Below are 22,317 nucleotides of genomic sequence, written 5' to 3'. Positions count from 1 at the left end.
GAATCTCGTTGCAAAAGTGCGCGCTCAGGCCGGCCGGTAGGCCGGATTCCAGCGCAGCAGGCGCCGCTCAAGCGCCCGGGCCAGCGTGTCGGCCACCTTGCCCAGCAAGGCATAGAGCAGGATGCCCAGCAGCACCACGTCGGTCTGCAGGAATTCGCGCGCGTTCATGGTCATGTAGCCGATGCCGGACTGCGCCGAAATGGTTTCCGTGACGATCAGGATCACCCACACCAGCCCCAGCGCGAAACGCAGGCCGACCAGGATCGACGGCAACGCGCCCGGCAGGATCACGTCGCGATACAGGCGCCAGCCCGTCAGGCCATACGAGCGCCCCATCTCGATCAGCGCCGGGTCGACCGAGCGGATGCCGTGAAAGGTATTCAGGTAGACGGGAAAGAACACGCCCAGCGACAGCAGCACGAGCTTGGCGGTTTCCTCGATACCGAACCACAGGATGATCAGCGGAATCAGCGCCAGCACCGGAATGTTGCGGATCATCTGCAAGGTGGTATCCAGCAGCGTCTCGGCGGTGCGAGACGAGCCGTTCAGCAAGCCCAGCGCCAGGCCTAGCCCGCCGCCCAGCAGCAAGCCCCACAGCGCCCGCAGGGCGCTGATGCGCACGTGCTGCCAGAGCTCGCCCGACACGGCCAGCGACCATGCCGCCGCGGCCACGCTGGAGGGCGCGGGCAGAATCCGTGACGACAGCCAGCCGGCCTGCGCGGCCAGCTGCCACACGAGCAGGATCAGGGCGGGAACCAGCCACGGCGCCAGCGCCGCGCGCCAGCCGCCGGACTTGTGGGCGGCGTTCATCAGCTGGCCGATTCCTTGGGCACCAGTTCGGTGGCCATGACCTCGCCGAACGGACCCGTCAGCACGGTGTTGCCGACCTTTTTGCCGCCCTTGCCGGGCAACAGCGGGAACACCAGTTCGGCAAAACGGTACGACTCTTCCAGGTGCGGATAGCCCGAGAAAATGAAGGTCTCGATGCCCAGATCCGCGTATTCCTGGATGCGCGCCGCCACCGTCTCGGGATCGCCCACCAGGGCCGTGCCGGCGCCGCCGCGCACCAGCCCCACGCCGGCCCACAGGTTGGGCGAAATTTCCAGGTGCTTGCGCCCCCCCTGCTCGTCGTTGAGCTTGCCGCCGTGCAGCGCCGCCATCCGCCGCTGGCCTTCGGAATCCATTTTCGAGAATGCGGCCTGCGCGGCGCGCACCGAGTCTTCGCTGAGATGGCTGATCAGTTCGTCGGCCGCGGCCCAGGCCGCGTCTTCCGTCTCGCGCACGATGACGTGCAGGCGGATGCCGAAACGCACCGTACGGCCATGCCTGGCAGCGCGGGCGCGCACGTCCGCGATCTTGGCGGCCACGGCATCGGGCGCCTCGCCCCAGGTCAGGTAGACATCCAGCTGCTCGGCCGCCAGTTCGTGCGCGGCCTCGGACGAGCCACCGAAATACAGCGGCGGATAGGGCTTTTGCACCGGCGGGTAGATCACCTTGCCGCCCTTGCACACCAACTGCTCGCCTTCGAAGCTGTAGCCCTCGGCCTCGTGGCTGTTAGCCAGGATGCCGCGCCAGATGCGCAGGTAATCGGCCGTGATGGCATAACGCTGGTCGTGGCTGACGAATACGCCATCGCCTTCCAGTTCGCCCGGATCGCCGCCGGTCACGACATTGACCAGCAGCCGGCCTTCGGACAGGCGATCGAAAGTGGCGGCCATGCGCGCCGAGAACTGCGGCGAGCTGACACCCGGCCGGATCGCCACCAGGAATTTCAGGCGTCGCGTCGCGCCGATGAGGCTGGACGCCACCACCCAGGCGTCTTCGCACGAGCGGCCGGTAGGCAGCAGCACGCCGTCATAGCCCAGCGTATCGGCTGCCACCGCCACCTGGCGGAAGTAATCGTAGCTGGCAGCGCGTGCGCCCTGGCTGGTGCCGAGGTAGCGCGAGTCGCCGTGGGTGGGAATGAACCAGAAGACGTCCATGGAGGGCCTGCCCTTGTCTATTTCAGGTCCGACGGCGCGGCGTCGAACACGTTGAGAGGTTTGGGGATGAGCTTGAGCGCGTGAAACGCGTCCGCCACCTGCTGCTGCTCTTGCAGCACTTCCCGCGTGATGGGCTGCACGCCGTAGGCCAGTCGGTCGGCCGCCAGCTCGACGACCGCTTTATCCAACCCCAGCACCGGCTGCAACAGCGCCACGGCTTCTGCACGATGATCGCGCGCCCACAGGTCGCCCTTGCGCACTTCATCGAGCACCGTCCGGATCACGTCCGGATGCGCCTTTTCATAGGCCCGCGCCGCCAGGAAGAATTGATAGTTCTTCACCACGCCCGTGCCGTCGGCCAGCACGCGCGCGCCCAACTGCTTTTCGGCGGCTGCCTGAAACGGATCCCAGATCACCCACGCATCGACCGCGCCACGCTCGAACGCGGCGCGCGCATCGGCTGGCGTCAGGTATGCCACATTGACGTCGCCATAGGCCACGCCGGCACGCTCCAGCTGCTTGACCAGCAGATAGTGCACGTTGGAGCCCTTGTTCAGCGCGACCTTCTTGCCTTTCAGGTCGGCCACGCTCTTGATGGATGAATCCTTGGGCACCAGGATGGCTTCGCTGGTGGGCGACGGCGGCTCGTTGCCGACGTACACCAGCGCCGCGCCGGCCGCCTGGGCAAATACCGGCGGCGCTTCGCCGACGGTACCGAAGTCGATGGAACCGACGTTCAAGCCTTCCAGCAATTGCGGGCCGGCGGGAAACTCGGTCCACTTCACGGTGATGCCTTGCGCGGCCAGGCGCTTGTCCAGGTCACCCAGCGCCCGCACGATGGTCAGGGTGCCGTACTTCTGAAAGCCGATGCGCAGCGTCTTGGCCTCCTGCGCCTGCGCCGCGGGCCACAGCAGCGCTGCGCACAGCAACGCCGCCAACCAGCGGAACACGGAAAGACGGGACACCCAGATCACGCTGCGCATGGAAAACCTCCGTTTCAGACGCTGAAGCCGCCCGCAAGCGCGAGCCGGCCCAGGTCAAATGCTTCGTTGACGACCGCACCGCGCGGCGCCACCTGTTCGGCCAGCCGCTCGACCGAATCCTCCAGCCGCGCCAGCACGTCCGCATCGATCTGGCTCACGCCCGCATCATCGATGCTCACCTGCTTATCGGTGGCATAGACCCCCGCCAGAATGTGCCGCGCACCCAACGCCGACAGCACGGGCTTCAAGCCATACTCCAGCGCCAGCAGATGCGCCGGACTGCCGCCGGTGGCAATCGGCAGCACCACCTTGCCCGCCAGCGCCTTTTCGTCCAGCAGATCCAGCACCGCCTTCAGCCCACCCGAAAACGAAGCCTTGTAGACGGGCGTGGAAATCAGCACGGCATCGGCCGTGGCCACCCGCGCCCGCAAGGCATTGGCGGCGGCCCCGGTGTAATGCCCCTCTACCAGGTCTTCGGCGGGAATGTCGCGCAACCCCAATTCGACGATGCCCAACCCCCGCGCCCGCAACAGCTGCGCGGCATGGCGCAGCAAGGCGGAAGAACGGGAGCGCTGCGACGGACTGCCCGCCAGGGTAAGAATGCTCATGTCAGATGGCCGGTGTAGCGTTGAAGAATCCTGCTCGGCGCCAGGCCGTGTCAGAAGGCGGGAATCAGCGAACCCTTGAATTCGCTTTCGATGAAGGCCCGCACTTCGGGCGACTGATAGGCGGACACCAGCTTCTTGACCCAGGGCTGGTCGCGGTCTTTGGTACGCACGGCAATGACATTGGCATAAGGCCCATCCGCCGCTTCGCGCCCAATGGCATCCCGCGCCGGCACCAGGCCGGCCTGCGTGGCGTAGTCGTTATTGATGGAAGCGGCGGTCAGGTCATCCAGCGAACGCGGCAGTTGCGCGGCATCCAACGCCACCAGCTTGAGCTTGCGCGGATTGGAAACCACATCGAGCGGCGTGGCATTGTTCTTCTGCTCGGCCTCGGGCTTGAGAGTAATGAGCTTATAAGCCGCCAGCAGACGCAACGCCCGGTTGCCATTGGAAGGATCATTCTGAATACCGACGGACGCGCCTTCCGGCAGGTCGTTGAGCGATTTGATCTTGCGCGAATAGAACCCCAACGGCGCAGTGACGGTCAGCCCCACCGGCACAATGTCAAAGCCGCGCGCCTTGATCTGGTTATCGAGGAAAGGCTTGTGCTGGAACGCATTGGCATCCAGGTCACCGGCATTGAGCGCCGCGTTGGGCAGCTGGTAATCATTGAATTTGACGAACTTGATCTCAAGGCCCTGGCGAGCGGCAACCTGCTTGACGACGTCAAAGATCTTCTCGGTGGTACCGACGGAGATGCCGACAGTGATGGTCTTTTTATCTTGCGTATCGGCATGGGCGGCAGGCGCGATTGCAAAGGCGATTGCGGTGATGGCCAGCAGGTTTTTGGCGAACGACATCTTGTTTTTTCCGAGTATGCAAAGAATCGATGGCTGATTCTGGCATCGTGGGGCGGGGCGGAAAAATACTTAGTCGGTATGAAGTTATGTGTTGAAGATTGATCTGGAGGGGAATGGCTTTGTTTTGGAAATATGACGATATTTCTTGGGGTTGTAGGGGGATTGGGCTGTGCGTGGGTTTGAGTTCTTAAGTCGCGCTTGGCGGTGTCGGTGAGCGGAGGGCGGGGCTACGATTGCGGTCCGGAGCCTTCGCTCCGGACTGCCCCGTCCTCATCTTGTATGGTGTAGGTGCGCCCTCTGCAGTGGGGAGGGCGCTGGGGTACGGGACGTCCTCATCCATCAGCCGGTAGCAGCCGGACTGCCACAGCGAGAGCATCCCACCCCGCCTCACAGCGTCGATAAGGAATCTAGCGGCCAGGACCGCCGATTGATCGCAAGGTAACGCCCGAGGCGAGGCTACCCCAGCGGACTTAACGTATCGCAGGGAGAGCAATCATGCAAACATCCGTCTGCTTTATTGGGGTCGATGTCGGTAAATTTGAGCTGCAAGTTGCAGGGCATGAGGGGCAGATTGTGGCGGGCGTGCTGCCCAACAATCGTTCCAGCATCGTCGGTTGGCTCAAGCGTTTGCCCGCCGGCAGCGTGATCGCGATGGAGGCGACCGGGGGCTACCAGGAGCTGCTGGCCCGTACGGCGCACGAACGGGGGTTTGAGGTCTACATTCTGAACCCCACCCATGTGCATCATTACGCCATCTCATTGGGCAACCGGGGCAAGACCGATCGCCTGGATGCCGAGGTTATTGCGCAGTACATCGCGCAGCGGCGTACAACATTGCACCGTTATGAGCCGATATCGCCAGAGCTGCAACAGGCCAAGTCGCTTCAGGCGCTTCGATCAACGGTGGTGCGCGTAGGCACTTCGTTGAGGCTGTCCGCGCAGCGGCATGGTTGCGCCAGCAGCCATCAGAAGAAGGCCCTGGCCAGCTTGAGTTCGTGGGCTGAACAGCTTGAACGGGAGTTGATCGCCACGATCAAGGCAGACAGTGAGTGGGCCAAGACCTACAGCCTGCTGACCGGCATTTGCGGCATCGGGCCGATCAATGGCGCTGCCCTGACGACCTTGTTCAACCGGATCCACTTCGCCAGCAGCGATGCCGCGGTGGCCTTCTGCGGGCTGGACCCCAGGCCGAACGAGTCCGGTAGAAAGACCGGCCGGCGGCGCTTGAGCAAACAGGGTGACAAGGCGGCTAGGACCTTGCTCTACAACGCGGCCAGCTCGGCAGCGCGTTCGATCTACTTCAAAGACTACTACGCCATGCTCCGGGCGCGCGGCCTGGCCTCAACGGCAGCCCTGGTGGTGATCGCGCGCAAACTCTTGCGCATCGCCTACGGGGTCTGGCGCACCGGCCAGCCCTTCGATCCTGGGAAATTGCGGCCGGTTATGGGTTGACCCAAACCATAGAATCTCGTACGCCTTCGGCTCCCTACGGATTCCGTCGGGCGCATCTACACGCCCCGCCCTCCGCTCACCGACACCACCAAGCGCTCACGATTAGGATCGGTCACGGACGCTGGGGCGGGCGGTGTGCTTGGCGTTTTTTTCACGGTCAGTGGGGGTGGGCGGGGTGGGACGGGGCCCGCTTCGTGCCGGCCGCGCCGGCGGCCTTACGAAGCTTACGCGGTGTCTTGCGTGCGCCGATGACGCTCTCGCGTGTAGGTAGTGGTGTTGGTGGTGCCAAGATGTCGCTCTTGTGTGTGAGCGGAGCAGGTGGCATCAGAAACGCTGGTGGTCTGTAGCACTGCTGGCCTGTAGCGGCGCGGATGCCGTGGCGTGTCACATCAATGTGCAGCGCCCGATGGGCGGCGCGCGAGACAGTCAACATGCGCAAGCAAGAGTCTGCCGCGCCGCCCATCACCGCCCCCACCCCCAACGATGTGGACCCAATAGAAAACCAATCTCCAACAGCGCGAAGCGCCGTCGCAACACTTTCCAGCAACGCAATGCCAAACGTGGCCACCCGCGCGGCCGCGGCTTGGCGGCCCCGTAGATTCCATTCCCTGCACACAGGTCTAACAGCGCAACAACCCGAGACACGCGTAGTCCCTCGCGGCGGTGGCATGCGGGGCGGGCAACCTCGATGCGCCCGAGGGAATCGGAAGGGAAGGCCGAAGGCCTGGACGACGATGACGACGGGGCAGTCCGGAGCGAACGCTCCGGACCGCAATCGTGGGCGCCCGCCCCGCATGCCACCGCCGCGAGGGACGACCTACGAAGTACCGAACGCCCTACGAAGCCCAGAGCGACCTACGAAGCACCAAGCAACCGAAGAAGCATCACGCAATCACCCCTCGGAAGTCCCCCGCCACATGCTCCAAAGGCAACCGACTCCGCCCCACCCCAAAAAGCTTCTCCCGAAGCGTCCCCTCGACATAAGAAGTCTTGAAAACCCCACGTTCCTGCAACTCAGGCACCACCAGATCGATAAAGTCCGAATAGCACTCAGGCGTCACCGTACGCGCCAGATTGAAGCCATCGATATCGGTTTCTTCCACCCAGGACGCCAGCTCCTCTGCCACCTGCGCCCCGCTGCCCACCAGCGCCGGATAACGACCGCCCAGCGCCATATCCGCCAGCAGGTCATTCACCGTTCGATCCGTCCTGGCCACCGTCAGATTCTTCACGGCCGACTCGATCGCGTTGTTCTTCACATAGCGTATCGGCTCGTCGTTCCTGTATTGCGAAAAGTCTATCCCCGTTGAACTCGCATAGTGTGCCAGGCCGGCCTCTGGACTCGCGTACCGCAAATATTCCGCGTGCTTTTCCCTGGCCTCGGCTTCCGTCTTGCCCACCACCGCCGTCACGCCCATGAAGAACTTGATATCGCTCGGATCGCGGCCTTCCTTGGCGACCGACTCGCGGACGCTGGCCACCAGCTTGCGCAGGCCTTCCTTGGTTTGGCTCGACACGAACACGCATTCCGCGTGGCGTGCCGCGAACGCCTGGCCGCGGCCGGACGAGCCGGCCTGGTACAGCACCGGCGTGCGTTGGCGTGATGGTTCCGACAGATGGTAGCCCTGCACCTTGTAGTACTTGCCCGCGTGATCCACCCGGCGTACCGCCGCCGGGTCCGCGTACACACGCGCCGCGCGGTCCGCGCGCACCGCATCGTCGTCCCAGCTGCCTTCCCACAGCTTGTAGGCCACTTCCAGGAACTCGTCCGCACGGTCGTAGCGTTCGTCGTGCGCGATCTGTTCCGACAGGCCCATCGCCCGCGCCGCGCTTTCCAGATAGCCCGTCACGATGTTCCAGCCGATGCGGCCGTTCGTCAGGTGGTCCAGCGTCGAAAAGCGGCGAGCCAGCAGGTAGGGAGCCTCGTACGTCAGGTTCACCGTCACCCCGAAACCCAGGTGTCGCGTCGCGGCCGCCATGGCCGATACCGTCAGCAGCGGGTCGTTCACCGGCAACTGGATCGACTCGCGCAGCGTCAGGTCCGCCGAGTCCTGGTACACGTCGTACACCCCCACGATATCGGCCAGGAACAGGCCGTCGAACAGGCCGCGCTCCAGCAGGCGCGCCAGGTCAGTCCAGTAGTCCAGCGTCTTGTACTGCGTCGACGTATCACGCGGGTGCGTCCACAAACCGTGGTTGATGTGGCCCACGCAATTCATGTTGAACGCGTTCAGGAGGATTTGCTTCTTCGCCATGGCGTGCCGCTTTCCAAAAAGTCAGGTAGTGCCGACCCGGCCGGGGACCGCGTCGTTCAGGTAGTAGTTGCCCACCGCGTGGCGCTTCCAGCGCACCGGGTCGTGCAGCGTGTGAGTGCGCGCGTTGCGCCAGTGGCGGTCCAGGTTCAGGTGGTCCAGCGTGGCCTGCGTGCCGGCCAGTTCGAACAACTTCGTGCCCGCCGCCAGCGCCGATTCCGTCGTCAGCGCGCGGGCCTCGGCCACCGCGATGGCGGCGGCTGCCACCAGGTGCGGTTGCGGGTCTGCTGTTGCCACGTCCAGGATGCGGCCGGCGCGCGCCACCAGCGCCCTTGCGGCATCCAGGCGGATCGACAGGCGGCCGAACTCGCTGAGCGTGAGCGGGTCGTCGGCCGCGCGCTCCACGCCCGCATCGATCCACGGGCGCGAGCGGTTGCGCACGAACTCCAGCGCATCCGCCAGCGCCGCCTGGCCGATGCCCAGGTCGATCGCGGCGTGGATGATCTGCGCCAGCGGCTTGATCGTGTTGGGCGGCGCGGTGGGGTCGACCAGCACCATCACGTTCTCGGCCGGCACCGGCACATCCTTGAACAGCACCGTGCCGCTGCCCGTCACGCGCTGGCCAAAGCCCGACCAGTCGTCGATCACCTCCACGCCGGGGCTGTCGCGGCGCACGAAGGCCAGGCGCTGGATCGCGTCGTCGCCCACCGTCGCGGTGGGAATCCACTGGGCATAGAGGGCGCCCGTGCAATAGAACTTGCTGCCGTTGATGCGCCAGCCGCCCTCGCCATCGGGCGACAGGCGGGTGCGGCGTTCAGCGGCGGTACGGGTGCCGATCTCGGCCAGGGCGTTGCCGAAGCGTTCGCCGGCCAGGGCGCGGGCGTAGAAGCGGCGCTTCTGGTCGGCGCTGCCGTTCACGCGCAGCACTTCCAGCGCGTAATAGTGGTTTTGCGGAATCTGGCCCAGCGAGCCGTCGGCCCCCGAAACGATGGCCGTCACTTCGGCTAGCGTCACCCGCGACACCCCCGCGCCGCCGTATTCGCGCGGCACCGTGATGCCCCACAGGCCGGACTGGGAATAGCGCTCCAGTTCCGGCAGCGGCAGGCGCCGTTCGCGGTCGCGCTGGGCGGCCTCCAGGGCGAAGTCGGCCGCCAGCGCGCGCGCAACGCCCAGCGCCTGGGCATCGTTGGCGATGATCGCGGCGCGCTGGGGCGCCAAGGTCGAAACAGGCGTGTCGCTCATGGCTCAGATCCAGGAATGGCGGTTGGGGCGGCGGCCGTTCAGCAGGTAGTTGCCCACGGCGTGGTACTTCCAGCGCACCGGGTCGTGCAGCGTGTGAGTGCGGGCATTGCGCCAATGGCGATCCAGGTTGAATTCCGCCAGCGATGAACGCGAGCCGGACAGCTCGAACAGCGTTTCGCTGGCGGCCAGCGCGATCTCGGTGGTCAGCGCCTTGGCGCGCGCCACCGCGATGGAGGCGGCGGCCACGTCGTCGGCGTCCAGCGTGCGCGGGGTGGCGTCGTCCAGGTGCGCGGCCGCTTCCAGCAGCACGGCCTGCGCCGCGTGCAGGTCGATGAACAGGCGGCCCATGTCGCCGATCACGTAAGGGTCTTGCGTGGCGCGTTCCACCCCGGCCTCGGCCCAGGGGCGGGCACGTTCGCGCAGGAACGTGACGGTGTCGTTCAGCGCGGCCTCGGCAATGCCGGCGTCGATGGCGGCCTGCATCAGCTGGGCGAACGGACCTTGCAGCGCGGGCTTTTCCTGCACGGTCCAGGCGGGCAGCACGGCATCGGCTTCGACCCGCACGTTGTCCAGCAATACCGTGCCGCTGGCCGTGGTGCGCTGGCCAAAGCTGGACCAATCATCCACCACCGTCAGGCCCGGTGCGCCGCGATCCAGCAGCACGGTCACCAGGCGGCCCTCGGTATCCAGCGCCTTGGTGGGTATCCAGTGCGCGTACAGCGCGCCGGTGGAATAGTATTTGCGGCCCGACAACCGATAGCCATCGCCCTCGGCCACCAGCCGCGCCTGCACGTCGCGGGCATGGCGGGTATGGCGTTCGGGGCCGGCATTGCCCAGCCGGCGGCCGGCCAGCACGCCTTCGTAATAGCGCTGTTTCTGCTGCGGCGTGCCCACCTGGCGCAGCAGGTTGAGCGAGCCGAAATGATTCTGCGGAATCTGCCCCAGCGACGGATCTGCCGCGCTGATGATGCGAAACACCTCGGCCAGCGTCACGTGAGACACCTGGGCGCCGCCATATTCGCGCGGCACGGTGATGCCGCCCAGGCCGCTGGCCGAATAGCGTTCGATCTCGCGCCACGGCAGGCTGCGGTCGCGATCGCGCTGCGCCGCGCCTTGTGCGAAGTCGGCGGCCAGCGCGTGGGCGGCATCGAGGGCCTCGGCATCGCTGTGCAGCCGGGCGGCCGGCACCACGCGGGGCGCCTCGTCGTTGTCCTGCGGAAAGGGGGAAGCTGCGGCTTGCGGCATGAGACAGGGCGCCAGGGGTGAAAACATGCAGCCTATCGGCGCGGCCCGTCGCGCGGAAGGACGGATTTCTCATGCGGTTATTTGAAATCGGTATATGCCGCGCAATGCCCCGTGCCACCTGTTAGCAGACGCCGCGGCGGCATAACGAAATCACCAAAGAGTGTTTGCGGGCGGCTTTCGCGCTTGCTTAGAGTCGAGCTTTTCCCAGCCCTGCGCCTTGCCGCCCGCCTTCATGCCTGAACTGGATCTGCCTATTGCCCTGGACTACGACGGCGCGCTGGAAGCCCGGTTGTTCGACGACATCCGCGTCGTGGTGGCGCCCAATGTTCCCGCCACGCGCCTTGAGCCGCCGCGCGACCTGGCCAATGCCGACGAGCGCCAGGCGGCCGGTGAATACGCCATCTGGAACACCGTGCACGACCTGTTCATCACGCAGGTGGCCGCGCATGCCATTGCCGGCTTGTTCCGCGACGACACCGAGTTCCAGTTCGCCCTGGCGCGCCAGCTGGGTGACGACGCGGCCCATGCGGAATTCTCGCGTGGCCGTGCCGCCGTGCTGCTGGGCCGCGACCCCTTGCCCGAGGTCGAGCAAGGCGTGCGCGATGCCTGGGACCTGATCGGCGGCTTTGCGCTGCGCAACTGGCAGAACTTCCTGGCCTGGCAGTTCCATTACGAACACTACATCCTGGCGCGCCTGTTCGTGAACCGGCGCACCGCCCGCGTGCTGGACTTCGGCCATCGCGAATTCGGCGAAAACCGCATCCTGCCCGACGAAGAAGCGCACCGCATCCGCATCACGCAGTGGTGGCTGCGCAAGCTGGCGAACGCCAGCGACGCCCAGCGCCATGACTGGACCGAAAGCCTGGTCCAGGCCGACGAAGACGTGCAACGCATCCTTGCACCTTACCTGCGCGATTCCTGGCAACTGAACCGGCGCGCCACCGGCCTGGATACCCGCGGCCACGTCGCGCTGTACGACGCCTGGCGGCGCGAGCTGCTGGCCACGCTGCTGCGCGTAGCCCCCGACGACCTGCCCCCCTTGACCAGCCTGGCCGCCTGACCCGGCGACGCCCCTCACGACCGAAGGAACCCGCATGACCCAGCCCTTGCCCCCGGCGTCCGCCATCGACACGCCGCAGGACACCGTCAACCCCCTGCGCCGCTGGCTGCTCAGCGCCGGTGCGCTGATGGGCACCGGCGCGCTGTTTCCCAACGTGATCTTCGCGCCGGCCCACGCCGACACGCAGAGCCTGCCCAACACGGTGCAGGGCGCGACCCGCGGCGGCGTGCTGAACGCCGTGGTGCACCCCGAGCCGCCGACGCTCGCCTTCTACCTGAATTCGTCCACGCCTACCGGCACCGTGGCCAGCAAGATCTTCGACGGCCTGGTGGAATACGGCCCCGACCTGAAGCCGCGGCCGGTGCTGGCCGAAAGCTGGACCGTATCCGAAGACGGCAAGACCATCACCTTCAAACTGCGCCAGGGCGTGCTGTGGCACGATGGCAAGCCCTTCACCGCGGCCGACGTGAAATGGTCCGCCGAAGAGGTCTGGCTGAAACATGCGCCCAGCGCACGCCGCGTGTTCCAGTACCTCAAGCAGGTGGAGACGCCCGACGACCACACCGTGGTGCTGCACCTGTCGCAGCCCACGCCGGTGGCGCTGAACGCCATCGATTCGCTGGGTGCGCCGATTTTGCCGCGCCACCTGTTCGAAGGCACCGACATCCAGAACAATCCGTACAACAACAAGCCGGTGGGCACGGGGCCGTTCGTCTTCAAGGAATGGAACCGCGGCAACTACATCGTGCTTGAACGCAACGCGCATTACTGGCAGCCCGAACGCCCCTTCCTGGACCGCATTGTCTGGAAGATCGTGCCCGACGTGTCCGGCCGCGCCACCGCGCTGGAAACTGGCGCGGTCTCGTACGGCGAACGCAATCCGGTGGCCTTCACCGACGCCACCCGCCTGTCCAAGCTGCCCAAGCTGGCGGTGGACACGTCGGGCTACAACGGCTTTGCCGCGTGGCTGTGGCTGGAAGCCAACCTGCGCGACCCGATCCTGTCGAACCTGAAGGTACGCCAGGCGATCGCCCACGCGGTCAACAAGCAGGCGCTGGTCAAGACCGTCTGGAACGGCTACGCCGAGCCCTTCGTCAGCCCGGTGCCCTCGCGGGTCTTGCCCTACCACAACCCCAATGTGCAGCAGTACGCCTACGACCCCGCCCTGGCCGAGAAGCTGCTGGACGAAGCCGGCTACCCGCGCGGCGCCGGCGGCTGGCGCTTTGCGCTGACGCACGACTACATTCCGTTCGGCGACGACTACCGTCGCACTGGCGAATTCGTGCGCCAGGCACTGCGCAAGATCGGCATCGACGTGACCTTGCGCGGGCTGGACCTGGCCACCTGGACCCGCAACGTCTTCACCGACTACAACTTCCAGCTGATCAGCTCGTGGGGCACGGTGCTGATCGACCCGCAACTGGGGGTCGAAACCCGCTACTGGAGCAAGGCTGAAGCCCGCGGTACGCCCTGGTACAACGTGTCCGGCTACAACAACCCCGAGATGGACCGCGCCATCGAGGCCGCCCAGGTCGAGACCGATCCGAAAAAGCGCATCGAACAGTACAACGAAGTGCAGCGGCTGGCGCAGCGCGACCTGCCGCTGATCGGCCTGTTCGAGTTCCGCTGGTTCGGCGTCTGGGACAAGCAGCTGCGCAATGTGACCGACGCGTCGTCCCACTCGCGCAACAACTTCGCCAACGTCTGGCTGGGCAAGGCCTGAGCGCCGCAGGACACACCCGCCATGTTCGCGCGCCTGCCCCGCCCCGTCCGCTACCTGCTGCAGATCCTGTTCGTGGTGGGTGCCACCGCGGTGGCGAATTTCTTCCTGCTCAAACTGGTGCCTGGCGACCTGGTGGACGTGATTGCCGCCGAAAACAGCGGCATCACCCCGGCGCACGTGGCCGAGCTGCGGCTGGCCTACGGGCTGGACCAGAGCCTGCTGGCGCAACTGGGCTATTACCTCAAAAGCCTGGCTTCGCTGGACCTGGGTTACTCCTTTCGCTATGGCGAACCGGTGGCGACGCTGATCTTCGGCCGGCTGCCGGCCACGCTGGCGCTCATCGGCACCGGACTGGCGCTGTCGGTAGCGCTGGGGGTGCTGCTGGGCGTGCTGGCGGCCCGGCGACCGCACGGCCTCCTGGACACGCTGCTGTCGGCCCTGGCCACGGCCGGCTATTCCGCCCCCATGTTCTGGACGGCACTGATGCTCATCGTCGGTTTCGGCGTGCACCTGGACTGGCTGCCGGTCGGCGGCATCCGCGACGTGGGCGCGGCTTACCAGGGCTGGGCGCTGTGGCTGGACTACGCCCGGCACCTGGCGTTGCCGGTGGCCACGGTGGCGATCTACTACGTGGCCATCTACGCGCGGCTGTCGCGCGCATCCATGATCGAAACGCTGCAGGAAGACTACATCCGCACCGCCCGCGCGCGCGGCAACGGCGAGGCCCGGGTGATCTGGCGCCATGCGCTGCGCAACGCGATCCTGCCCGTCGTCACCATGCTGGGCCTGCAAAGCAGCGCGCTGCTGGGCGGCAGCATCGTGGTGGAAACCGTATTCGCCTGGCCCGGCCTGGGCCAGCTGTCGTTCGAGGCCATCGCCAGCCGGGACGTCAACCTGCTGCTGGGCATCCTGCTGATGAGCGCGGCGCTGGTGGCGGTGATGAACATTGCCGTGGATGCCACCTACGGCCTGCTCGATCCCCGTGTGAGAAAGACATGACGCCCGCCCTGCACGCCGTCCTGCGCCTGTTGCGCGCACCGTCCGCCGCCATCGGTGCAGCCATCCTGCTGGTGCTGCTGGGTGCCGCCGCCACCGCCGGCTGGCTATATCCCGGCGATCCGCTGGAGATGGTGGGTGCGCCCTTCACCTGGCCCGGCAGCGATGCCGAGTTTCCCGCCGGCACCGACCTGATGGGCCGCGACATCCTGGCGGGCCTGTTCCATGGCGCCCGCGTGTCGCTGCTGGTGGGCGGCGCGTCGGCCGCCATCGCGCTGGGCATCGGCCTGCTGGTGGGCGCCTTTGCCGGCTACGCCGGCCCGCGCACCGACGCCGCGCTGATGCGCGTGACCGAACTGTTCCAGACCGTGCCGTCGTTCCTGCTGGCAATCGTGCTGGTGGCGATCCTGGGGCCATCGCTGTCGACCATCATCTTCGCGCTGGGCGTCACGTCGTGGACCGGCATCGCGCGCCTGACGCGCGGGGAATTCATTGCGCTGCGCGAGCGCGAATTCGTGCGGGCCGCCCAGGCGCTGGGCGCCGGCCACGCCCGCATCATCTTCCGCGAGATCCTGCCCAACGCCTTGCCGCCCATCATCGTCACCACCGCCGTGCTGGTGGCCAATGCCATCCTGTCCGAGGCCGGGCTATCGTTCCTGGGCCTGGGCGACCCCAACGTGGTCAGCTGGGGCAGCATGGTGGGCGCCGGCCGCGAAGCCTTGCGCACCGCCTGGTACATGACCGCCCTGCCCGGCCTGACCATCATGGCCGCCGTGCTGGCGCTGAACCTGCTCAGCGACGCCATCAACGACGCACTCAACCCCAAGCTGCGGCGCCGCACCGCCGCGACGCCCGCCCCCGCCTCTCTCTCATGAGCACACTGATCGACATCCAAGGGCTGAACGTGGCCTTTCCCGGCCACCAGGCCGTCAGCGGCCTGGACCTGCAGATCCGCGCCGGCGAAACGCTGGCGCTGGTGGGCGAGTCCGGCTGCGGCAAGTCCACCACCGCGTTGGCGCTGCTGGGCCTGTTGCCACGCCACGCCCGTGCCAGCGGCCGCATCCTGTTCGAAGGCCGCGACCTGCTGGCGCTGCCGGAACGCCAGCGCTGCGCGCTGCGCGGCGACCGCATCGCGATGATCTTCCAGGAACCCATGACCAGCCTGAACCCGGTGCTGACGCTGGGCGAGCAGATCGGCGAGGCCCTGCGCCTGCATCGCGGCGCCACGGCCCGCGCCGCGCGCCAGCGCGCGATCGAACTGCTGGACCTGGTGCGGGTGCCGGAACCGCAGCGCCGGGTCGACGATTACCCGCATCGGCTGTCCGGCGGCCAGCGCCAGCGCGCCATGATCGCCGCCGCCATCGCCTGCGAACCCGCCCTGCTGGTGGCCGACGAACCCACCACGGCGCTGGACGTCACGGTGCAGGCGCAGATCCTGCGGCTGCTGGACGACCTGCGCGCCGACCTGGGCATGGGCTTGCTGCTGATCACGCATGACCTGGCCGTGGTGGGCGACTGGGCCGATCGTGTCGCCGTGATGGTCGCGGGCGAAAAGGTCGAGGAAGGCCTGGCGTCGGCGTTGCTGTCGCAACCTCGCCATCCCTACACCCTGGGCCTGCTGGGCGCCTCGCTGCGGCTGGACGATGCCACCCACTACCGCCAGCGCCGCCTGCCGGAAATCCGCACCCGGCTCGACCCCGCCTCCGGGCGGCCCGTCTTCGGGCTGGTCACCCCGCCCCGCGTCGCCGCCGCCAACGACCCCGCCGTGCCGGACGCCGTGCCGCTGTTGCAGGTGCGCGACCTGCGGGTGGACTACCCGAGCCACCAGGGCACCAAGACGGCCGTCGATGGCGTGTCGTTCCAGATCGCGCGCGGCGAAACACTGGGCCTGGTGGGCGAATCGGGTTGCGGCAAGTCGACGCTGTCGCGCACCCTGGTGCGCTTGCTGGCCCCCGCCGGCGGCCACATCCTGTTGCGCGGCCAGGACACCATCCAGCTGGACAAGCGCGAGCTCGCGGCTTACCGCCAGAGCGTGCAGATGATCTTCCAGGACCCCTACGCCTCGCTCAATCCGCGCCATACCGTGGGCGACATCCTGGAGGCCGCGCTGCGCATCCACCGCGTCACCGACCGCCAGGAACGCCGCCGCCGTATCACCCACATGCTCGATGCCGTCGGCCTGCCGCAGGCCGCACTGGCCCGCTACCCCAGCGAATTCTCGGGCGGCCAGCGCCAGCGCATCGGCATCGCCCGCGCGCTGGTGCTGCGGCCGGCGCTGGTGATCTGCGACGAACCCGTGTCGGCGCTGGATGTGTCCGTGCAGGCGCAGATCCTGAACCTGCTGGTGGACCTGAAGGCCGAATTCGGTCTGTCGTACCTGTTCATCTCGCACGACCTGTCGGTGGTGCACTACCTGGCCGACCGGGTGCTGGTCATGAATGCGGGCCGGATCGTCGAAGAAGGGCCCAACGCCACCCTGTGGCGCGACGCCCGCCACCCGTATACGCGCAGCCTGATCGAGGCCCTGCCGCGGGGGCTGGCCGGGGACGGCGAGACGCTGCGCCGCATCGCATAGCGGGCGCCGGCGGGGCAGCCGGCCAGGCCCCGGGCCAGGTGCCCGGCTCGCCTCCCCCTCCTCCCAACGCACTACTGGATTGCGGCCAGGCGCAGGCCTATACTGAATTCACCCGTTGCTGGACCTTCCTTTTTTCAAAGGAGACGCAACATGTACAGGCATCTGCTCGTCGCCGTGGACGGCTCACTCACGTCCGAATCGGCCTTCAAGCAAGCGCTCGTTTTCGCCAAGGAAATGGGGGCTTCGATCACCATCCTGCGGGCCATTCCGGAAGACCACCTGCTGGTCTACCAGGCCGAAATGCTGGGCGCCCACCAGGCCCCGCCCACCGACCAGGCCCGCAAGAACGCCACGGCGTATCTCGATGGCCTGGAAATGGAGGCGCGCCACGCCCTGGTGCCCTGCAGCACGGCGGTCGCCGTCAACGACCATCCCCACGAAGCCATCGTCGAAGCGTCGCTGCAGCATCATTGCGACCTGATCGTGATGGGTTCGCACGGGCGCCACGGCATGACGGGATTCCTCCTGGGCAGCGAAACCCAGCGGGTGCTGGCGCGCACGAAGCTGCCGGTGCTGGTGTTCCGGCAAGACCGGCCGAAGGCGGCTTGAGGGGTTGCAGGCGGGACAGGCTCAATCCTGGCCGGCCGCCACCGCCGCATGCTGGAACGTGAAGCTGTCGGCATACACGTGATCCAGGCTGGCGCCGCGCGCGGCGAGCAATGCGGTGGCCTCGCTGACCATGGCCGGGGCGCCGCACAGGTAGATGGCATGTTCCGACAGGTCGTCATGATCTTGCAGCACCGCCTGCTGGACATGGCCGCGCCGGCCTGGCCAATCCGCGCCCGCGCGCGACAGCACGGGCACGAAATTGAACTCGTACAGCCGCCCCGCCCAGCTTTCGATCTCTTCACGCAAGTACAGGTCGGCTTCGGTGCGCATGCCCCAGTACAGCGTCACCGGCGGGCAATCGTCGCTGTCCAGCAGCGATTCCAGGATGGCTTTGATCGGGGCGATACCGGTGCCCGTGGCCAACATGATCATCGGCCGCCAGTCTTCCTCGTGGTAGCTGAAGACGCCCAGCGGCGCCTCGATCTGCAGCGGCGCGCCGGCCTGCGCCTGGCCCAGCCAGTGGTCGGTATAGCGGCCGCCGGGAATGCGGCGCACATGGAAATCGACCAGGTTGCCGGCCGGGGCCGACGCCATCGAAAAGCTGCGGGTTTCGCCATCCGGCAGCAGCACATTCATGTACTGGCCCGGCGCGTAATCCAGCGGCGTGTCCGGCGGCAGCGCCAGCGTCAGGTGAATGACGTCGTCGCACAGCCGCGCAATACGATGCACCTGGGCGGGCAGGCGCCGTGGCTCGGGGAAGGCGCGCCGGTCGGGCACGCTCAGGCTCAGGTCGCTTTGCGGCCGCGCCTGGCAGGCCAGCGCGTAGCCCTGGGCCGCCTCTTGCGGCGTCAGCGCCATGGGGAACTCGTCGTAGGTCACCGTCCCCGCCGCCAGCTTCACGCGGCAGGTGCCGCAGCCGCCGAAGGTGCATTCGTGCGGCAGCTTCACCGCGGCGCGGGTGGCCGCGTCCAGCACGGATTCGCCTTCCTCGACCAGGAAGGTCTGTTCGGTTTCCAGGATATGCACGCGGTATGCCATGACGTTACCTGCCGGGTGTCGGTTATTTCTTGATGTCCGCCTGCACCAGCACTTTAAGGCCGTGCGGCTCCAGCAGTTCGGCCAGCGCCGTCAACGCCGCCAGGCCGGCCTGGGTGTCCTGCTCGCCGTTGCCGCCGCTCAGGCCCACTCCGCCGATCACCTCGTCGTTGACCACGATGGGAAAGCCGCCCACGAACGCGGCAAACTTGCCCTCGAAGCTCCATTGGATGCCAAAAGCCTCGTTGCCCGGCAGCGCCGGGCCGTTGGGCGGGGTGGTGAACAGGTGGGTCGAGCGCTTGTGGCCCGCGGCGGTAAAGGCCTTGTTCCAGGCGATCTGCGGGCCGGTGATGCGGGCGCCGTTCATGCGTTCCAGCGCTATGGGGTAGCCGCCGTCGTCGACGATGCACACTGATTCCAGCACGCCGATCTGTTCCGATCGGGCGATGGCCGCGCGCACCATGGCGCGCGCTTCTTCCAGTTCCAGGCGATAGATCTGCTTCATGTCTGCGATTCCCAGGTTGGCCGTCAGCCGGCGCGGTAGACGGTCTTGATCTGCGTGTAGAACTCCAGCCCGACGCGGCCCGACTCGCGGAACGTCGACGTGCTGGAACTTTTCAGGCCACCGAACGGCGCGTTGATGAGGTTGCCGGTGGTGGTGCGGTTGATCTTCACGGTGCCGGCCTGGATGTCGCGGGCGAAGCGATGCGCATAGCGTGCATCGGTCGTGGCGATGGCGGCCGACAGGCCGTACTCGGTGTCGTTGGCGCAGGCGATGGCTTCGTCGTAGCCATCCACCGCAATCAGGGCCAGCACCGGGCCGAAGATTTCCTCGCGGGCGATCCGCATCTGCTGCGTCACGTCCGTGAACAGGGCCGGCGTCACGTAAAAGCCGCGGTCGAATCCTTCGCCAGTCAGGCGATCGCCGCCCAGCAGATGGGTGGCCTCCTGCTTGCCCACCGCCACGTAGCTCAACACCGTGTCCAGCTGCTTCTGCGTCGCCAGCGGGCCCAGGTCGAAATTGCCGTCCAGGCCGTTGCCGATGGTCAGCGCCTTCATCCGCGCCAGCAGCTTGTCGGTAAAGGCGGGCAGCACCTTGCGGTCGACCAGCAGCCGGCTGGTGCCGGTGCAGGCCTGGCCCGACAGCGAAAAGCCGCCCTTCACCGCCAGGTCCACCGCACGGTCCAGGTCGGCGTCGGCCAGCACGATCAGCGGGTTCTTGCCGCCCAGCTCCATTTGCGTGCGGGTGGTCAGGCCGGCGCCGCGGTGGATCTGCTCGCCCGCGGCGGTGGATCCAGTGAACGAAATCGCACGTACCGCCGGCGCGGTGGTGATGGACGGCCCCACTTTGGACGCCGGGCCGATGACCAGGTTCAGCACGCCCGCGGGCAGCCCGGCCTGCACGAAGGCTTCGGCCAGCCGGTAGCCCGACAGCGGCGCGTCCGACGACGGCTTGAAGACCACCGTATTGCCGCTGATCAGCGCCGGGGCGATCTTGCGCGCGGGGATCGAGATCGGGAAATTCCACGGCGAAATCACCGTCACCACGCCAAGCGGCTCGCGCTGGCTGTAGACCACCATGTCCGGGTCGTCGTTGACGAAGGTCTCGCCGGTGAACGACTGCCCTTCCACGGCATAGAAGCGGATCGTCTGGGCCGATCGCAGCACTTCGTCGCGCGCCAGCGCCAGGCCCTTGCCTTCTTCGCGGGTCAGTTCCCGCGCCACGCCGTCGACGTGGTCTTCCAGGTATTGGGCGGCGCGAAAGAGGATGGCGGCGCGCTTGGAGATCGGCGTGTCGCGCCAGGCGGCGAACGCCGCCTGCGCCGCGTCCACCGCCCGGGCGCCGTCGGTGGCGTCCGACAGCGGAAACCGCCCCACCACGTCCGTCGTGTCGGCCGGATTGAGATTGGGTGCGGTGGCGCCCGAGGCGCACGCCAGCCACTCGCCGCCGATATGGTTGCGGAATTCCTGCTGCGAAAGATCGTCCACGGGTGTCCTTCCTTTGCCGGGCTGGCCGGGGTGCCCGGAAATGGGCCGTCTGAGGTAGTTTCTGAACATTGTATACTTTAATCCAAGCTATTCGATCGGCGTAAACCCGGAGGCAGGCGGAGCCCCGGAGGGCCGTACCCCGGAAGGCCGTACCCCGAGAGGCCGGACCCCTCGCTCACCGCCAGATCAGGACGGCGCAGATGGTGGACACGAACAGCGCCAGCAGCACCGGCAGCAGCAGCGCCCGCACCAGCGACAGCACGTGCACCCGCGCAAAGCCGGCCACCGCAATCAACGAGGACCAGGCGATCAGCGTGCCGCCGCCCGTCCAGACCGCGCCCATCTGGCCCACCGCCGCCAGCGTGGCCGCGTCCACCCCCACCACCGGGCCCAGCGCGCCCGACAGCGTGCCCGTCAGCGGCAGGCCGGCGAAACCCGAGCCATCGATGCCGGTGATCATGCCCACCAGCAGCACACCGAAGGCGACCAGGAAGTGGTTTTCAGGAATCAGGTGCTGCGCGGCCGAAATCACTTCGAACAGCAGGCCCGGCGCCTGCGCCTGGGGCATGCCCAGGATCTGCGCCGCGGTTTCATTGGCACCCACGAAGAAGAAGCCGGCAATCGGCAGCACCGAGCCCATGGCCTTGAAAGCGAACACGAAGCCGTCGGTGACGTGCTCGGGGCACACGTCCAGCATCTTGCGCGGGCCTTCGGCCGCCAGCGTCACGAGCATCATCACCACGAAGGCCACGCCGCCCACCAGCGCCGCGGCATCACCGCCGCGCAGGGCCGGCAGGCCGGGAACCAGCCGCGGCACCACCATCACGGCGATCACGCCCAGGAATGCCAGCGGCGTCACGACCGCGAACACGCGCGACCAGCGCACGCGGCGCCGTTCGGCCTCGTCCAGCCCGGGGCCGCGCGGCAGCGTGGGGTTGGCTCCCATGGTGCCGCGCGCCAGTTCCGCCTTGTCGAACGAGCCCGAGTGCTCGATCTCGGCCAGGCTGCCGTCCTGCGCCCGCGCCTGCCAGGCCGACAGCAGCGCCGGGTCGGCCGCCACGATGTGCTTGCGGATCAGCAGGTAGGCGGCGGTCAGCGCCACCGCGCCGGTGATCAGGGACAGCACCAGCGCGCGGTCCGCCACCACGGCCGCGCTGACCGCCGCGCCCGCCGCCTTGGCGCTGATGCCCGGCGCCACGCCGATGACATAGTCCGACGACAACGCCATGCCCTGCCCGGCGATGGCGATCGCCATCGCGCCCGCCAGGGGTGGCAGGCCCGCCGCGATGGCCGCGGGCAGCAGGATCGCGGACACCAGCGGCACCGCCGGCGTGGGCCAGAAGAACAGCGAAATTACATAAGTACAGAGCGCCAGGATGATGAACGACGAATGGCCGCCCCGCATCACCCGCCGAAACGGCTGCACCATGCGCACGTCCGCCTGCAACGTCTTGAGCGCGTTGAGCAACGCGGTCATGAAGGTGATGACCAGAAAGATGTTGAAAAGCTCTTTGGCCGCCACGAAGCTGGCCGAAAAAATGCCGATCAAACCACTGATCGGGTTGCCCGTGATGGCCAGCACCACCAGGAAAGTGCCGATCACCGACGGCACCACCACGTTGGCCCGCAGGATCATCGTCAGGATGATGGCGGCCACACTGGCCAGATACACCCAGTGAGCGGCGTTGAGCACGACGTCCGATTGCATG

Annotated in this window: 19 protein-coding genes; 7 read left to right on the top strand and 12 right to left on the bottom strand. The window is 67.1% G+C overall.

The window, feature by feature from the left end:
- Positions 1-24: 24 nt before the first annotated feature.
- From ssuC to ACUDP5_RS01485, 5 genes are read right to left on the bottom strand one after another with little or no spacing between them, the layout of a single operon-like run.
- Complete coding sequence (ssuC, locus tag ACUDP5_RS01505) at positions 25-810, bottom strand: aliphatic sulfonate ABC transporter permease SsuC (protein ID WP_445658008.1); 786 nt, start codon at positions 808-810, stop codon at positions 25-27.
- Positions 810-1,982 carry an FMNH2-dependent alkanesulfonate monooxygenase gene (gene ssuD, locus ACUDP5_RS01500; protein ID WP_445658007.1) on the bottom strand — a complete coding sequence of 391 codons (1,173 nt, stop codon included), beginning with the start codon at positions 1,980-1,982 and terminating at the stop codon, positions 810-812. Before ssuD ends, ssuC begins: the two co-directional genes overlap by 1 nt.
- Before the next feature lie 17 nt (positions 1,983-1,999).
- Complete coding sequence (locus ACUDP5_RS01495) at positions 2,000-2,965, bottom strand: sulfonate ABC transporter substrate-binding protein (protein WP_263915403.1); 966 nt, start codon at positions 2,963-2,965, stop codon at positions 2,000-2,002.
- 14 nt (positions 2,966-2,979) lie between these two features.
- Positions 2,980-3,573 (bottom strand): NADPH-dependent FMN reductase, encoded by a 594-nt coding sequence (gene ssuE, locus ACUDP5_RS01490; protein WP_263915402.1) that lies wholly within the window; start codon positions 3,571-3,573, stop codon positions 2,980-2,982.
- A 50-nt stretch (positions 3,574-3,623) separates the two neighbouring features.
- Positions 3,624-4,430, bottom strand: coding sequence for a MetQ/NlpA family ABC transporter substrate-binding protein (locus ACUDP5_RS01485; RefSeq protein ID WP_445658006.1), 807 nt, complete (start codon positions 4,428-4,430; stop codon positions 3,624-3,626).
- Between the two features lie 495 nt (positions 4,431-4,925).
- Between ACUDP5_RS01485 and ACUDP5_RS01480 the strand changes: the two genes are divergently transcribed.
- On the top strand, positions 4,926-5,882 hold the full coding sequence (locus ACUDP5_RS01480; protein ID WP_263915836.1) for an IS110 family transposase: 957 nt from the start codon (positions 4,926-4,928) through the stop codon (positions 5,880-5,882).
- Between the two features lie 884 nt (positions 5,883-6,766).
- Here the strand turns inward: ACUDP5_RS01480 and ACUDP5_RS01475 are convergent.
- From ACUDP5_RS01475 to ACUDP5_RS01465, 3 genes are read right to left on the bottom strand one after another with little or no spacing between them, the layout of a single operon-like run.
- On the bottom strand, positions 6,767-8,137 hold the full coding sequence (locus ACUDP5_RS01475; RefSeq protein WP_263912909.1) for an LLM class flavin-dependent oxidoreductase: 1,371 nt from the start codon (positions 8,135-8,137) through the stop codon (positions 6,767-6,769).
- Between the two features lie 21 nt (positions 8,138-8,158).
- Positions 8,159-9,376: an SfnB family sulfur acquisition oxidoreductase gene (locus tag ACUDP5_RS01470; RefSeq protein WP_445658005.1), complete on the bottom strand. Its 1,218-nt coding sequence runs from the start codon at positions 9,374-9,376 to the stop codon at positions 8,159-8,161.
- 3 nt (positions 9,377-9,379) lie between these two features.
- A complete protein-coding gene (locus tag ACUDP5_RS01465; RefSeq protein ID WP_263912907.1) occupies positions 9,380-10,621 on the bottom strand; it encodes an SfnB family sulfur acquisition oxidoreductase in 1,242 nt (413 codons plus the stop codon).
- 232 nt (positions 10,622-10,853) lie between these two features.
- Here ACUDP5_RS01465 and ACUDP5_RS01460 point away from each other — a divergent pair, with 232 nt between their 5' ends.
- The 6 genes from ACUDP5_RS01460 to ACUDP5_RS01435 all read left to right on the top strand — a co-directional run bounded on the left by ACUDP5_RS01460 (position 10,854) and on the right by ACUDP5_RS01435 (position 17,584).
- Complete coding sequence (locus ACUDP5_RS01460; protein ID WP_445658004.1) at positions 10,854-11,681, top strand: hypothetical protein; 828 nt, start codon at positions 10,854-10,856, stop codon at positions 11,679-11,681.
- Between the two features lie 34 nt (positions 11,682-11,715).
- A complete protein-coding gene (locus tag ACUDP5_RS01455) occupies positions 11,716-13,404 on the top strand; it encodes an ABC transporter substrate-binding protein (RefSeq protein WP_263912905.1) in 1,689 nt (562 codons plus the stop codon).
- A gap of 21 nt (positions 13,405-13,425) precedes the next feature.
- Positions 13,426-14,403, top strand: a complete 978-nt coding sequence (locus ACUDP5_RS01450) for an ABC transporter permease (RefSeq protein WP_445658003.1) — start codon at positions 13,426-13,428, stop codon at positions 14,401-14,403.
- Positions 14,400-15,275, top strand: coding sequence for an ABC transporter permease (locus tag ACUDP5_RS01445; RefSeq protein ID WP_445658002.1), 876 nt, complete (start codon positions 14,400-14,402; stop codon positions 15,273-15,275). Before ACUDP5_RS01450 ends, ACUDP5_RS01445 begins: the two co-directional genes overlap by 4 nt.
- On the top strand, positions 15,272-16,975 hold the full coding sequence (locus ACUDP5_RS01440) for an ABC transporter ATP-binding protein (RefSeq protein ID WP_445658001.1): 1,704 nt from the start codon (positions 15,272-15,274) through the stop codon (positions 16,973-16,975). Before ACUDP5_RS01445 ends, ACUDP5_RS01440 begins: the two co-directional genes overlap by 4 nt.
- 150 nt (positions 16,976-17,125) lie before the next feature.
- Positions 17,126-17,584 carry a universal stress protein gene (locus tag ACUDP5_RS01435; protein ID WP_263912901.1) on the top strand — a complete coding sequence of 153 codons (459 nt, stop codon included), beginning with the start codon at positions 17,126-17,128 and terminating at the stop codon, positions 17,582-17,584.
- 21 nt (positions 17,585-17,605) lie between these two features.
- On the opposite strand, the gene ACUDP5_RS01430 is transcribed toward ACUDP5_RS01435, so the two are convergent.
- The 4 genes from ACUDP5_RS01430 to ACUDP5_RS01415 form a co-directional block, all read right to left on the bottom strand.
- Positions 17,606-18,622 (bottom strand): 2Fe-2S iron-sulfur cluster-binding protein, encoded by a 1,017-nt coding sequence (locus tag ACUDP5_RS01430; protein WP_263912900.1) that lies wholly within the window; start codon positions 18,620-18,622, stop codon positions 17,606-17,608.
- 22 nt (positions 18,623-18,644) lie between these two features.
- Complete coding sequence (locus tag ACUDP5_RS01425; protein WP_025139828.1) at positions 18,645-19,124, bottom strand: GlcG/HbpS family heme-binding protein; 480 nt, start codon at positions 19,122-19,124, stop codon at positions 18,645-18,647.
- Between the two features lie 23 nt (positions 19,125-19,147).
- Positions 19,148-20,608 (bottom strand): aldehyde dehydrogenase family protein, encoded by a 1,461-nt coding sequence (locus ACUDP5_RS01420; protein WP_445658000.1) that lies wholly within the window; start codon positions 20,606-20,608, stop codon positions 19,148-19,150.
- 175 nt (positions 20,609-20,783) lie between these two features.
- Positions 20,784-22,316 carry a hypothetical protein gene (locus tag ACUDP5_RS01415; protein ID WP_263912898.1) on the bottom strand — a complete coding sequence of 511 codons (1,533 nt, stop codon included), beginning with the start codon at positions 22,314-22,316 and terminating at the stop codon, positions 20,784-20,786.
- Position 22,317 lies beyond the last annotated feature (1 nt).

The organism is Achromobacter sp. NCFB-sbj8-Ac1-l (genome assembly GCF_052695805.1).
Note: the sequence above shows the minus strand (reverse complement) of the source record. Positions and strands in the feature narration are given on the sequence as shown.

Coding starts and splice junctions, on each gene's coding strand:
- ACUDP5_RS01485 (WP_445658006.1), bottom strand. CDS start 4,430: ATGTCGTTCGCCAAAAACCTGCTGGCCATCACCGCAATCGCCTTTGCA.
- ACUDP5_RS01440 (WP_445658001.1), top strand. CDS start 15,272: ATGAGCACACTGATCGACATCCAAGGGCTGAACGTGGCCTTTCCCGGC.
- ACUDP5_RS01415 (WP_263912898.1), bottom strand. CDS start 22,316: ATGCAATCGGACGTCGTGCTCAACGCCGCTCACTGGGTGTATCTGGCC.
- ACUDP5_RS01450 (WP_445658003.1), top strand. CDS start 13,426: ATGTTCGCGCGCCTGCCCCGCCCCGTCCGCTACCTGCTGCAGATCCTG.
- ACUDP5_RS01465 (WP_263912907.1), bottom strand. CDS start 10,621: ATGCCGCAAGCCGCAGCTTCCCCCTTTCCGCAGGACAACGACGAGGCG.
- ACUDP5_RS01430 (WP_263912900.1), bottom strand. CDS start 18,622: ATGGCATACCGCGTGCATATCCTGGAAACCGAACAGACCTTCCTGGTC.
- ACUDP5_RS01470 (WP_445658005.1), bottom strand. CDS start 9,376: ATGAGCGACACGCCTGTTTCGACCTTGGCGCCCCAGCGCGCCGCGATC.
- ssuC (WP_445658008.1), bottom strand. CDS start 810: ATGAACGCCGCCCACAAGTCCGGCGGCTGGCGCGCGGCGCTGGCGCCG.
- ssuD (WP_445658007.1), bottom strand. CDS start 1,982: ATGGACGTCTTCTGGTTCATTCCCACCCACGGCGACTCGCGCTACCTC.
- ACUDP5_RS01460 (WP_445658004.1), top strand. CDS start 10,854: ATGCCTGAACTGGATCTGCCTATTGCCCTGGACTACGACGGCGCGCTG.
- ACUDP5_RS01445 (WP_445658002.1), top strand. CDS start 14,400: ATGACGCCCGCCCTGCACGCCGTCCTGCGCCTGTTGCGCGCACCGTCC.
- ACUDP5_RS01495 (WP_263915403.1), bottom strand. CDS start 2,965: ATGCGCAGCGTGATCTGGGTGTCCCGTCTTTCCGTGTTCCGCTGGTTG.
- ACUDP5_RS01455 (WP_263912905.1), top strand. CDS start 11,716: ATGACCCAGCCCTTGCCCCCGGCGTCCGCCATCGACACGCCGCAGGAC.
- ACUDP5_RS01475 (WP_263912909.1), bottom strand. CDS start 8,137: ATGGCGAAGAAGCAAATCCTCCTGAACGCGTTCAACATGAATTGCGTG.
- ACUDP5_RS01435 (WP_263912901.1), top strand. CDS start 17,126: ATGTACAGGCATCTGCTCGTCGCCGTGGACGGCTCACTCACGTCCGAA.
- ACUDP5_RS01425 (WP_025139828.1), bottom strand. CDS start 19,124: ATGAAGCAGATCTATCGCCTGGAACTGGAAGAAGCGCGCGCCATGGTG.
- ACUDP5_RS01480 (WP_263915836.1), top strand. CDS start 4,926: ATGCAAACATCCGTCTGCTTTATTGGGGTCGATGTCGGTAAATTTGAG.
- ssuE (WP_263915402.1), bottom strand. CDS start 3,573: ATGAGCATTCTTACCCTGGCGGGCAGTCCGTCGCAGCGCTCCCGTTCT.